Annotated in this window: 6 protein-coding genes, 5 pseudogenes and 1 CRISPR repeat array (1 of these 12 only partly in view); of the genes and pseudogenes, 4 read left to right on the forward strand and 7 right to left on the reverse strand. The window is 68.1% G+C overall.

The window, feature by feature from the left end; translation table 11 throughout:
- Positions 1 to 5,480: direct repeats of the CRISPR family, unit length 28 nt; unit sequence GTGCTCCCCGCAAACGCGGGGGTGATCC (it extends 3,409 nt beyond the left edge of the window).
- Positions 5,481 to 5,484: 4 nt separating this feature from the next.
- Positions 5,485 to 5,998 (reverse strand): annotated as a pseudogene (locus tag G6N24_RS13340) (DUF1802 family protein).
- A 43-nt stretch (positions 5,999 to 6,041) separates the two neighbouring features.
- Positions 6,042 to 6,232 (reverse strand): annotated as a pseudogene (locus tag G6N24_RS13345) (DUF2277 family protein).
- Between G6N24_RS13345 and G6N24_RS24635 the strand changes: the two are divergent.
- On the forward strand, positions 6,189 to 6,350 hold the full coding sequence (locus G6N24_RS24635; RefSeq protein ID WP_232070858.1) for a hypothetical protein: 162 nt from the start codon (positions 6,189 to 6,191) through the stop codon (positions 6,348 to 6,350). The pseudogene G6N24_RS13345 and the gene G6N24_RS24635 overlap by 44 nt on opposite strands.
- Here the strand turns inward: G6N24_RS24635 and G6N24_RS13350 are convergent.
- A pseudogene (locus G6N24_RS13350) lies at positions 6,317 to 6,708 on the reverse strand (type II toxin-antitoxin system VapC family toxin). The gene G6N24_RS24635 and the pseudogene G6N24_RS13350 overlap by 34 nt on opposite strands.
- Positions 6,705 to 6,920, reverse strand: a complete 216-nt coding sequence (locus G6N24_RS13355) for a type II toxin-antitoxin system Phd/YefM family antitoxin (protein WP_085162425.1) — start codon at positions 6,918 to 6,920, stop codon at positions 6,705 to 6,707. The pseudogene G6N24_RS13350 and the gene G6N24_RS13355 overlap by 4 nt, the downstream one beginning before the upstream one ends.
- A gap of 57 nt (positions 6,921 to 6,977) precedes the next feature.
- On the opposite strand from G6N24_RS13355, the gene G6N24_RS13360 reads away from it, so the two are divergent.
- The 3 genes and pseudogenes from G6N24_RS13360 (at position 6,978) to G6N24_RS25865 (ending at position 9,805) form a co-directional block, all read left to right on the forward strand.
- On the forward strand, positions 6,978 to 7,727 hold the full coding sequence (locus tag G6N24_RS13360) for an enoyl-CoA hydratase (RefSeq protein WP_085162427.1): 750 nt from the start codon (positions 6,978 to 6,980) through the stop codon (positions 7,725 to 7,727).
- 5 nt (positions 7,728 to 7,732) lie between these two features.
- Entirely contained in the window at positions 7,733 to 8,053 is a 321-nt protein-coding gene (locus G6N24_RS13365) for a hypothetical protein (RefSeq protein WP_085162426.1), read from the forward strand.
- A 50-nt stretch (positions 8,054 to 8,103) separates the two neighbouring features.
- A pseudogene (locus G6N24_RS25865) lies at positions 8,104 to 9,805 on the forward strand (PE family protein).
- Positions 9,806 to 10,089: 284 nt separating this feature from the next.
- Here G6N24_RS25865 and G6N24_RS26095 read toward each other — a convergent pair.
- The 3 genes and pseudogenes from G6N24_RS26095 to G6N24_RS13390 form a co-directional block, all read right to left on the reverse strand.
- Positions 10,090 to 11,869 (reverse strand): annotated as a pseudogene (locus tag G6N24_RS26095) (IS1634 family transposase).
- A 114-nt stretch (positions 11,870 to 11,983) separates the two neighbouring features.
- Complete coding sequence (locus G6N24_RS13385) at positions 11,984 to 12,529, reverse strand: DUF1802 family protein (protein WP_163745507.1); 546 nt, start codon at positions 12,527 to 12,529, stop codon at positions 11,984 to 11,986.
- The gene (locus G6N24_RS13390; protein ID WP_085162423.1) at positions 12,526 to 12,774 is read right to left on the reverse strand and encodes a DUF2277 domain-containing protein; all 249 of its coding nucleotides are present in this window, start codon (positions 12,772 to 12,774) and stop codon (positions 12,526 to 12,528) included. The genes G6N24_RS13385 and G6N24_RS13390 overlap by 4 nt, the downstream gene beginning before the upstream one ends.
- Positions 12,775 to 12,777 lie beyond the last annotated feature (3 nt).

Here is a 12,777-nt window from a genome sequence, read left to right on the forward strand (position 1 = left end):
ACCACAGTCACTGTGCTCCCCGCAAACGCGGGGGTGATCCCGATGCAACCCATAATCAAAGCAAACGGCAAACGTGCTCCCCGCAAACGCGGGGGTGATCCTATCTGCGTGACAGTGTCCGTATTACCGCCCGTGTGCTCCCCGCAAACGCGGGGGTGATCCCAGGTGATTCAGATGCGGGCAATAAACGATGACGTGCTCCCCGCAAACGCGGGGGTGATCCGAAGGCAAAAATGACACGCAAGATACTGGAAAAGTGCTCCCCGCAAACGCGGGGGTGATCCCCACCACCAAACGCCTTACTGAACGACGCACCAGTGCTCCCCGCAAACGCGGGGGTGATCCCGACCATGACGCGGTCGCGGGCCCCATCGAGCCGTGCTCCCCGCAAACGCGGGGGTGATCCTATCCAGTTGGCGTTTTGGTGATGTGACCGACTGTGCTCCCCGCAAACGCGGGGGTGATCCGGTGTCCGTCCCATCTGCGGTGAACGTGACGGTGTGCTCCCCGCAAACGCGGGGGTGATCCTGGTCCTCGCTAGGCTGGATCACCCCTACAGGCGTGCTCCCCGCAAACGCGGGGGTGATCCGATACAGCGTAGACGAGAAAACAACACCACAAGGTGCTCCCCGCAAACGCGGGGGTGATCCCCAATCGTGGCACCGAAGACGTGTACCCGGTCTGTGCTCCCCGCAAACGCGGGGGTGATCCTCGTCGAGGCGGTCATTGTCCCCCTCTTTCGCAGTGCTCCCCGCAAACGCGGGGGTGATCCCGGAGCCAGCGGACCAGACAGATAGAAGATATGGTGCTCCCCGCAAACGCGGGGGTGATCCGCAGCTCCGGTTGTCCAAGGCGACGCAGGCGTTGTGCTCCCCGCAAACGCGGGGGTGATCCGCTCAACGGCTTGTTCACCAGACCGATAGTTGGGTGCTCCCCGCAAACGCGGGGGTGATCCCACACCGCAGGCTACCCAGTTGTCAAGCGCGCCGTGCTCCCCGCAAACGCGGGGGTGATCCGCGAAAACAACTGCGGCTAAAGCAGATTGGAACGTGCTCCCCGCAAACGCGGGGGTGATCCTCCGGGGTACCGAACATGTCAGACGGTTGACCAGTGCTCCCCGCAAACGCGGGGGTGATCCCAGTCGCTACAAACAGCAGGACCCATGCGGACGGTGCTCCCCGCAAACGCGGGGGTGATCCTTCACCCGGACCTTTCCGCTGAGCATTACGGGAGTGCTCCCCGCAAACGCGGGGGTGATCCGCGATCAACGCGCGAAAACGCGCCCACTACAAAGTGCTCCCCGCAAACGCGGGGGTGATCCGATGCGAACCAGTCCCGCACAACCTGTCGCAGCGTGCTCCCCGCAAACGCGGGGGTGATCCAGATTCCCGACAGCAGGTCGCTCGGTATCCCTGGTGCTCCCCGCAAACGCGGGGGTGATCCTCAGCTTGCTGTGTAGTCATGTCACCAGTGTGCGTGCTCCCCGCAAACGCGGGGGTGATCCGCAGGCTGCGACGGTGGCGCATGGTTTTGGCGAGTGCTCCCCGCAAACGCGGGGGTGATCCACACATCAAGGAACTGTTGTTGCAAGCTCGTTGGCGTGCTCCCCGCAAACGCGGGGGTGATCCGAAAGTGTCATTGACGGCGTAGTACAAACACAGGTGCTCCCCGCAAACGCGGGGGTGATCCTTCTGTTGCATACCTGACACATTGCCCATCGTGGTGCTCCCCGCAAACGCGGGGGTGATCCTCGATGACCGGAAACTGAAACCGGGCCGACGCTGTGCTCCCCGCAAACGCGGGGGTGATCCTGCCACTGCCGCCGAACCCAAACGGATACGACAGTGCTCCCCGCAAACGCGCGGGTGATCCCAAGTTAACGACGCGCCGCATGTCACCGGGAATGTGCTCCCCGCAAACGCGGGGGTGATCCGTGCAAAAGGGCGAACTCGGATTACAGGAAGCAGTGCTCCCCGCAAACGCGGGGGTGATCCCTTCGTTCAGCCGTGGGTTTTGTTGAACGGAGAGTGCTCCCCGCAAACGCGGGGGTGATCCAACCACCACAAGCTCATCAGCAGTCAAGCCAGCACGTGCTCCCCGCAAACGCGGGGGTGATCCGAGACGCATGGCGACGGATTTGCGGGAGGACCTGTGCTCCCCGCAAACGCGGGGGTGATCCGGCGTACTGGCAGGAGGTGTCTCCGATGGAGACGTGCTCCCCGCAAACGCGGGGGTGATCCAATGATCAAGATCGCGCGGCTGCTCCGGCTGGCGTGCTCCCCGCAAACGCGGGGGTGATCCGCGCTCGGCGACGTCTCGTGTCGTGAGGAGCACGTGCTCCCCGCAAACGCGGGGGTGATCCGTGTTGCAAGATCGGCCGCCGCGAGTAGGGCGGGTGCTCCCCGCAAACGCGGGGGTGATCCGGCGTTGCGCACCGTCCGATTTGCGTTGATGTGGTGCTCCCCGCAAACGCGGGGGTGATCCGCTGAGCGGGCCGTCGCTGACTACCTCGCGCGAGTGCTCCCCGCAAACGCGGGGGTGATCCGATTCATCTGCCGATGCCGGTTGATACCAGTAAGTGCTCCCCGCAAACGCGGGGGTGATCCCTGTAGGTGGCACTGACATGTGAATATGCTGCGGTGCTCCCCGCAAACGCGGGGGTGATGCCGACCAGCATGAAACACAGCATCATCGAGGTCCGTGCTCCCCGCAAACGCGGGGGTGATCCTCAACTTCCACTCTTGGCCGGGCACAGGGAGCCGTGCTCCCCGCAAACGCGGGGGTGATCCCGCCTGTCAGCACATGTCAGTGTGTGCCCGCGAGTGCTCCCCGCAAACGCGGGGGTGATCCCCCGACCCGCCCGTATCCGTGAGCGATAGCCGTGTGCTCCCCGCAAACGCGGGGGTGATCCTCAGTGATCAAGCGTCGATTCAGACCAACACATGCGTGCTCCCCGCAAACGCGGGGGTGATCCTCTGCTAGACCGCGTCAAAGGTAAGCCGAAAACGTGCTCCCCGCAAACGCGGGGGTGATCCTCCCCAACCACGATGGCCTGCATCCATTTTCGAGTGCTCCCCGCAAACGCGGGGGTGATCCCAAATTGCGAGACACACGGAGTGCAGTTTGCCTGTGCTCCCCGCAAACGCGGGGGTGATCCGGCGAGCTCTGATGTCTGTGGGTGCGCGTTGGGGTGCTCCCCGCAAACGCGGGGGTGATCCCGGTATTTGCGGGTATCGGTGACTAGTACTGGCGTGCTCCCCGCAAACGCGGGGGTGATCCGGTGTTGTCGCAGGGCGCTTGGGTTATTGATCGGTGCTCCCCGCAAACGCGGGGGTGATCCCAGCAGCCGCGTGACCGCGTGGGACAACAGTCAGTGCTCCCCGCAAACGCGGGGGTGATCCGATCGACATCGGGCTCGCGATCGCAGTCCTCGAGTGCTCCCCGCAAACGCGGGGGTGATCCGTCAGGCTGCTGCGTCATGATTGCTGCGTCTCCGTGCTCCCCGCAAACGCGGGGGTGATCCACACGCCAACCCCTGGGGGTTGCGGGTCGCCGGGCGTGCTCCCCGCAAACGCGGGGGTGATCCCCAGGCACGCCAATCCACGCTCAGATTCGCGAGGTGCTCCCCGCAAACGCGGGGGTGATCCGCAGGTCGGGCAGGCACAGGCACAGGCTGCTGGGTGCTCCCCGCAAACGCGGGGGTGATCCCCGGGTCAATCGACTACCCCCACAAAATGGCCAGTGCTCCCCGCAAACGCGGGGGTGATCCCTATCGATGTCTGAGAGGCTAGAGAGGAAGGGAGTGCTCCCCGCAAACGCGGGGGTGATCCGCGTCCTGCGTCATCAGGGGTGAACCCGCGGTTGGTGCTCCCCGCAAACGCGGGGGTGATCCAGTTGGCCACCAACAAGGGGCACGCTTTGACCGCGTGCTCCCCGCAAACGCGGGGGTGATCCATCACCCTGCGCGCAGCAGAAGAAGACTCCGAAGTGCTCCCCGCAAACGCGGGGGTGACCCGGGTTCCGAGCGCGTTCGGAAACAGGTCAACACGTGCTCCCCGCAAACGCGGGGGTGATCCGCAAAATGAACTGCGTCAGCGCGTCCTGAAATTGTGCTCCCCGCAAACGCGGGGGTGATCCCCTGATGCGACTAAATTCATCAAAGCCGGTGTGGTGCTCCCCGCAAACGCGGGGGTGATCCTCCTTGACGCGCTTGATGCGGAAATGGACGAATGTGCTCCCCGCAAACGCGGGGGTGATCCGGCGATGGCCGAGTTCGCGCGCGGCGGGCAGGCGTGCTCCCCGCAAACGCGGGGGTGATCCGCCGCTTTGCGTACGGCGTCAAGGTCGGCGTCTGTGCTCCCCGCAAACGCGGGGGTGATCCTTATTGTGGAAATTCTCAATATTGACCCATGGCGTGCTCCCCGCAAACGCGGGGGTGATCCGAGGCTATTTGATGTACGTGCCCGGACAGGTACGTGCTCCCCGCAAACGCGGGGGTGATCCGGGTGGGTGCAGCACAGGTTACACATCTATGCGGTGCTCCCCGCAAACGCGGGGGTGATCCTGGCAAGCGGCCCCCGCCGGACCTGCGCACCGAGTGCTCCCCGCAAACGCGGGGGTGATCCGCCCGTATGCACCAGCAGTCGCAGATCATCCGCGTGCTCCCCGCAAACGCGGGGGTGATCCGTTCACCGACCTAATACGGCTCCGCCGCATGCTGTGCTCCCCGCAAACGCGGGGGTGATCCGGTATCCGCTTTGGGCACCCAATCAGCTTGCTGGTGCTCCCCGCAAACGCGGGGGTGATCCTGACCAGGCACGTTCAGACTCAGTCGACCAGGGGTGCTCCCCGCAAACGCGGGGGTGATCCGCCACAGCGGCGCCGCGCCGCGATGAACGACCCCGTGCTCCCCGCAAACGCGGGGGTGATCCTTACCTGTTCGCAATGCGGCAAGGCGTGTGGTCGTGCTCCCCGCAAACGCGGGGGTGATCCTCGACTGGCTCCCCAGACGTCCACACCGTCCGCGTGCTCCCCGCAAACGCGGGGGTGATCCGGTGTTGCGGCGATGATTGGGTTGCCGACGTGGGTGCTCCCCGCAAACGCGGGGGTGATCCCCAGCTCATCGCCGAAGTAGTGAGTGACGACGAGTGCTCCCCGCAAACGCGGGGGTGATCCCTCCTTGACGTCGTCGCGTTTCCCGTTCAGCAGGTGCTCCCCGCAAACGCGGGGGTGATCCCCAGATCAGGTCACACCGTGTGCGCGCCGCGATGTGCTCCCCGCAAACGCGGGGGTGATCCGCAAGATGGGCTGGCCGGCTGGCTACAGCACCGGTGCTCCCCGCAAACGCGGGGGTGATCCGCGATCCGCACCGCGCTGGCTGTGGCGGCCGCCGTGCTCCCCGCGAACGCGGGGGTGATCCGAGCGAGGATGAGCCGCCTACATCGCTGACAAGGTGCTCCCCGCAAACGCGGGGGTGATCCCCCCTTAGCCCACCGCGTCGCGGACCCGAACGGCAACTTCGGCCTAGCGCGCCGTCGTCGTGCACGGGCGCCGCCAGCCTGGGCGTCACCGGAACCTGCACCCAACTGGTGCAACCGGCATACTCGGGGGTGCGGGTCAGCGCCACGGGCTCGACGAGCGGGATCGCCGAGACCACCAGCACGGCCAGCTTGTGCTTCGGCCGGAAGTCGAGCCGGTCGGCGCGCACGGACTCCGCCGTCCAGATATGCAGATCCTCGATGGCGCCAAGACCGTCGGGCCGGTTAACCGGCACCGCCGCAACAACTTTCGCCGCAGCACGCACCAGCACGGACTCGTCGGTGCTGTCGGCGGCCGCCGGGCCCAGCAGGTCGCGGTGCTCGGGTCGGACCCGCTCGGCGTGGCTATGCGCGACCGTCGGGAACAACAGGAACTCCCGGGCCGCCACCTCGAATCGCTTTTCTCCGATGCCGCCCTTGCGCAGCAGGATGGTTTGACGACCGTCGAGCAGGGCGTGCACGGCCGCGCTCCACTCCTGAGCGCGGACGTCGTCGCCACCCGCGTCATCTGGCCGCCAGTCGGCGCAGCGGCGGTACGGTCTTCGGCGGCTGGCGCCGTGGTGGCAGCTCACCCAGCAACCAGGTCGTGGTCGCGGTGACCTCGGCGACCGCGGCCTCGAACGCCCGGCGCTGGCCCCGGACGGGTGGGTGATGCCGCTGACCTTGCGCACGTACTGGCGCGCCGCCGCCGCGATCTCGGTGGCCGTCGCCGGCGGCTCGAGCCCGCGCAGTTCGGTGATGTTCCGGCACATGCCCCCAACGATAGGCGCGGCCCGCGGCTACCAGACCGTGACCGGGCGCGGATGCCGATGACCACGCAGCCGCCGATCCTTGGTCACTAGGCGCCAGCCTTGCTCGACGGCGGTGGCATAGATCAACCGGTCGGCCGGATCGCCCGGGAACGACGAGGAAGCGACACCGCGGTGGCCGCGATGGACGGAGTGATGCCGATTGTGCGGACGTGCTCGGCGAGCCGCTCAAGCCAGGACCGCATCGGAATCGTCAAGTGGATGCGTTCGTGCTCCGCGAGCCAAGACAGCTCGTACCACGTGATCGCGGCAACCGCGAGCTCGTGGGCCTGTTCAACCGCCCGGCTGGCGGCCTTGCTGAGTCGCTCTGGCTCGGCCGACCACCAATGGACCACGTGGGAGTCGAGCAACAAGGTCGTCACGAGGCGTTCCAGGATTCCCCGGTGGTGAAGAGTTGGTCTTCATCGGCGGCCGTCATCGCGATCCCGGACAACCGACCCTTGAGAGCGTGGGACCCGGGTGCTGCTACCAGCCGGGCTATCGCGCGGCCATGTTTGGTGATCTCTATTTCCTCGCCGGCTGCCACTTCGTCAAGCAGCGCAAGGATCTTCGCCTTCACCTCGGTAGCGGTCATATTTCTGGTCATATCGTCAGTTTACTGGTCTGCACGCGGCTGGCTACGGTGAAACTCATGACCGAGGACATCCTGCTGATCGAAACCAACGAGCGGGTCCGCACCCTGACGCTCAACCGGCCGCAGTCCCGCAATGCCCTGTCCGCGGCACTGCGCGATCGGTTCTTCGGGGCCCTGGCTAACGCCGAGGCCGACGACGGCGTCGACGTCGTCATCGTCACCGGCGCCGACCCAGTGTTCTGCGCGGGACTGGATCTCAAGGAGCTGGGCGGCCAGTCAGCGTTGCCGGACATCTCACCGCGGTGGCCGGCGATGACCAAACCGGTGATCGGCGCGATCAACGGCGCCGCGGTCACCGGCGGGCTGGAGCTGGTCCTTTACTGCGACATCGTGATCGCCTCGGAGCACGCACGATTCGCCGACACGCATGCCCGCGTGGGCCTGCTGCCCACCTGGGGGCTGAGCGTGCGGCTGCCGCAGAAGGTGGGTGTGGGCCTGGCCCGCCGGATGAGCCTCACCGGGGACTACCTGTCGGCCGCCGACGCGCTGCGGGCCGGCCTGGTCACCGAGGTGGTACCGCACGACCAACTTTTGGCCACCGCCCGCCGGGTCGCCACGACCATCGTCGGCAACAACCAGAACGCGGTGCGTGCATTGCTGGCGTCCTACCACCGGATCGACGAGTCGCAGACCAGCGGGGGCCTGTGGCTGGAGGCGATGGCGGCCAGGCAATTCCGGGTCAGCGGTGACGACATCGCGGCCAATCGAGAGGCCGTGCTGCAACGCGGACGCTCCCAGGTGCGCTGACCGCGATGGCCTCACCGCAGGGATCGCCGCAGCGGCGATCGACAGCCGACATCGTGGCGACCGTGCTGTGGTCTGTCGTACTGCCGGCGGCATGCGCGTTGGCGCTGGCTGCCGCACTGTTGCGGTCGTTGTGGTTGATGATGCCCTGCTGGCATGTATCGGAATGGTCATCGCGGGTGCACGCCGAACACCCTCTGTGGGAGTGGTCGGCGTTCGCGTTCACGGTACTCGTCACCGCGTTCCTCGTGGCCATGATCATTTGGATTAACGCGAAAACGCTAGATCGTGGACTGGACCGCATTACTGTGTCGTTCACGGTGGGTTGACCCCGAGCGCAGTAGCAGGTCGCTGAGCGTCCATGGCGAGAGGAAAGCCGATGTCGTATCTAATCGCGGCGCCGGAGATGGTGAGCGCCGCAGCCAGAGATCTAGCCAGTATCGGGTCGGCGATCGGGGTCGCCAACGCGTCGGCGGCCCCGACGACGGTGGTGCTGGCTGCCGGCGGCGACGAGGTGTCAGCGGCCATCGCGGCACTGTTCAGCACGCACGGGCAGGCGTATCAGGCACTGAGCGTCCAGGCGGCGCGGTTTCATGAGCAGTTCGTGCAGGCCTTGTCCGCGGGCGCGGTGTCATACGCGGCCGCCGAGGCGGCCAACGCATCGCCGATGCAGCAGGCTTTGGCCGTGGTCAACGCGCCTACCCAAGCGCTGATTGGGCGCCCGCTGATCGGCAACGGCGCCAACGCGACGACGCCCGGCGGCAACGGCGGCGACGGCGGAATTCTGTTCGGCAACGGCGGTAATGGAGCCGCCGGCAATCCTGGTCAGGCCGGTGGAAGCGGCGGGGCCGCCGGGCTGATCGGCAACGGCGGCCGCGGCGCGGCAGGCGGGGCCGGCGCGCGCGGCGGCCACGGCGGCGCCGGCGGGCTGCTGTTCGGAAACGGGGGCAGCGGCGGCGCCGGAGGTCCGGGTCGCCAGGGTCAACGGCGGGATCGGTGCGGCCGGCGGCGACGGCGGCAGCGCCGGGTTGTGGGGCGCCGGGGGTGCCGGCGGCACCGGCGGTACCGGCGCCACGGGTGCTAACGGCAATCCCGTTCCGGCTACCCCGGTGACGCCGGCGGCTGGGGGCAGCGCGGGCACGAACAATCCCAGCGGCAATGGCGGCCACGGCGGCGCGGGAACCGCCGGCGCATCCGCCGGGCAGGCCGGCGGCGCCGGCGGCGACGGTGGCTCGGGCATGTCCAGCGGAAGCGTCACCGGCGGGGACGGCGGTGCCGGTGGCGACGGCGGCGACGCGCCCGGCGGCGGCGCACCCGGCGGGGCGGGCGGTGCCGGTGGCGACGCCGGCGGTGCCGGCACCGGCGTCGCCATCGGCGGCGACGGCGGTGCCGGCGGTGATGGCGGCGGCGGGGCCAGCGGCGGGCGGGCGGAGCCGGCGGCGGGGCCGCCATCGCCAGCTTTGGCTCCGCCATCGGGGGTGTCGGCGGGGCCGGGGGTGCCGGTGGGGTCGGTGGGGCCGGTGGGGCCGGCGGGGCCGGTGGCTTCGCCAACGCTCCTGCCGGCGCCGCCACCGCTGGGAACGGTGGGCCCGGTGGGGCCGGGGGCGCTGGCGCCGCCGGCGGGGCCGGCAGCACCGGCGGGCCGGTGGGGCCGGGGTAATGGCGGGTTGCTGTTCGGGGTTGGGGGTGCCGGTGGGGCCGGGGGTGCCGGTGGGGCCGGCGGCCTCGGCGCAAATGGCGGCATCGGGGGTGCTGGCGGTGCGGGCGGCGACGTCACCAGCGCTTCAGGCTCCGGCGGCGATGGCGGGGACGGAGGCGCGGGCGGTGATGGCGGTGATGGCGGTTCCGGTGGAGCGGGTGGCAACGGCGGCGCCGGCGGCAGGGGCGGACTGTTCGGGAGCGCGGGCAACCCGGGCGCCGGTGGGGCAGGCGGAGCCGGCGGTGGCGCCGGCTCGGGTGCCGTGGGCGGCCTCGGCGGCGCGGGCGGCGCGGGGTCCAACCCGGGGAGCGCCGGTGCCGCCGGCAAATCCGGGGCATCAGGCGCGACGGGGGCACCCGGAGCCCCCGGCGCGGTCGGCTGACCGGGGTTGCGGGCGGCGACCCGTCACCGCAGCCGGCGCCGATCGGCTCGCAGGCCCCGGATGTCGTCAGCTTCGGCTCCACGAGGATGGGTGCCGCGCCGCGGCTGGCAATGCCCGCTGACGCGGTCGAGCAGGTCTGCCGTTGGCCCGGCGCAGCCCGGACTGGGTGTGCGGATCGATCAAGAATTCGCGCTGACCTATTAACCCGAAGTTGCGACTGTTGGGTTAGGTGATTTCTTGGGTTTACCTGGGGTTTTGCCGGTTCGGGTGGGTGTTTGTTCTGGCTACGCGGCGATGGTGAGGGGAATGGTGGTGTCGATGAGGTCGAAGGCGCGGCGTTGGTCGGGGGTGGGTTCGGTGAGTTTGTCGATTTCGATGTCGGTGTCGTGGTAGCGGATGCGGTCGCGGGTGAGGGTGCCGAGATGGTCGAGCAGGCCGCGGAAGCTGCGTAGCGGGTTGCCGTCGGCGTCGTGTTTTGTCGAGGCTTTCGCGTTGGCGGCGGCGGAGCGTTGCGCGGGCGCGACCGGGTTGTCGCGCGCCGGTGGTGTTTCGTCGGTGAAGGTCAGCGGCGCCCAGGCCTTGCGTAGGTGCCAGACGAGGTAGCAGGCCAGCAGGCAGATCAGCACGTGCGCGCACGCGCGATCGAGACGGTGATAGATGGGTCGCAGATCCAGGTCGTCGGCTTTGATGATGCGAAAGTCGCGTTCGATATTGGCCAGGTTCTTGTAGCCGGCGACGACGCCGGCCGCATCGAGGTGTCGGGGTCAACGCTGGTGCGTAGCACGTAGATGCCATCCAGGGCGGCTTCGGCGTCGATGGCCGCCTGGTTGCGTGCGAAGGTGAAGCTGGTGTCGGTGATGGTGGTGACAAAGTGCTTGTCCACCTTGTATTTTCCGCTGACTTTGCCGAGGGCTTTGCCGATCTCGGCGGCGCCGGACAAGGTGCCGCGGTCCACCCGGTCCTTGATCCGGGCGAGCTCTTTGTCGGTGGCGTCCAGTAGATCGCGGCGTTTGCGGGCACGCTCGGCCGCCAGAGCGGGTTGCGGCAGGCGATGAGCCGTTCGTCGGGGTAGTCGGGGTGGACGATCTCGGCCAGGTCCTGGGTGTCGAACAGGGTCATCTGCAGTGGCCCGTCGTCACGGGCGAGTTTGGCGATCGCCGGTGCCCGCAGCGCGGTGATCCACCCGAAATCGGTTGGGGCGTCGGGGTTGTCGTTGAGTTCGCGCAGCATGCCGATGCGCGCGGAGGTGATCATGCCGCGATCACCCACCAGCACCAGGTCGGTGAGGCCGAAGGTGGCGGGCAGTTCGGCGACGATCTCGGTGAACGCGACCGGGTCGGCGGTATCCCCGCGCACCACCCGCACCGCCACCGGCCGTCCGCCGGGGTCGGTGAGCACCCCGTACTCGATCTGCGCGCAGCCCTTCTTGCCGTCGCGGGAATACCCGTGCGCGGCCAGCTCACAACACCGCCCGGTCACCCACGAACTGGTCAGGTCAAACAACGCCATCCGATGCGGGTTTGCTTGCGGGCTCAGGTGTTTGGCGGCCAGTTTGCGCTCGATCGCATCTTGGCGGTGCGCCAGCCAGTCCATCGCCGCGTAGATCTCGTCGGTCGACGCCCCCGCCACGTCCAGATCGACACCCAACGTGGTATCGGGCCACCGTGACAGGGTGGACAGCTTGGACGCTGGGCGGATCACCCGCGAGATGATCAACGCGAACACCACATCGCGTGACCGGCAGGCCGGGCCCAGCAGCGCGGGAAACCCGAGCCGATGCGCCATCGCCGACACCGCGGCCACATGCCCGTGCGGCAGCGAGCGGGTCTTGGTGAACTCGCTGCCCGCCGGGATCAGGGCCTGCCCCTTCAGCGTCGCCTCCAGCGCGGTGATCGAGGCCGCCGGCAGCATCGACAGGTTGGCCACCGTCTCGTTCCGCACTTTGGCGCCGTCGCGAAACGTGCGGCGCAGATACACCGATTCGTAGTCACGCCGCCGCCCCTGCTTATCCACATGAGTCTTCTTGACTCTGACTACGTGGACTTTCCCCATGTTGCGCGGCATACCAAGCATCGTAACCGACCTACCGCGACGATCATCAACACAACACACCAGTATTCTGACTACAAACACCAGGGCTTCAACACCCGAAACGTCAGGTCACATCACACTTCCGCGTCAGAACCCGTCGCAACTTCGGCCTAGCGCGCCGTCGTCGTGCACGGGCGCCGCCAGCCTGGGCGTCACCGGAACCTGCACCCAACTGGTGCAACCGGCATACTCGGGGGTGCGGGTCAGCGCCACGGGCTCGACGAGCGGGATCGCCGAGACCACCAGCACGGCCAGCTTGTGCTTCGGCCGGAAGTCGAGCCGGTCGGCGCGCACGGACTCCGCCGTCCAGATATGCAGATCCTCGATGGCGCCAAGACCGTCGGGCCGGTTAACCGGCACCGCCGCAACAACTTTCGCCGCAGCACGCACCAGCACGGACTCGTCGGTGCTGTCGGCGGCCGCCGGGCCCAGCAGGTCGCGGTGCTCGGGTCGGACCCGCTCGGCGTGGCTATGCGCGACCGTCGGGAACAACAGGAACTCCCGGGCCGCCACCTCGAATCGCTTTTCTCCGATGCCGCCCTTGCGCAGCAGGATGGTTTGACGACCGTCGAGCAGGGCGTGCACGGCCGCGCTCCACTCCTTGAGCGCGGACGTCGTCGCCACCCGCGTCATCTGGCCGCCAGTCGGCGCAGCGGCGGTACGGTCTTCGGCGGCTGGCGCCGTGGTGGCAGCTCACCCAGCAACCAGGTCGTGGTCGCGGTGACCTCGGCGACCGCGGCCTCGAACGCCCCGGCGCTGGCCCCGGACGGGTGGGTGATGCCGCTGACCTTGCGCACGTACTGGCGCGCCGCCGCCGCGATCTCGGTGGCCGTCGCCGGCGGCTCGAGCCCGCGCAGTTCGGTGATGTTCCGGCACATGCC

It is taken from the genome of Mycobacterium lacus, from assembly GCF_010731535.1.
Lineage (GTDB): Bacteria > Actinomycetota > Actinomycetes > Mycobacteriales > Mycobacteriaceae > Mycobacterium > Mycobacterium lacus.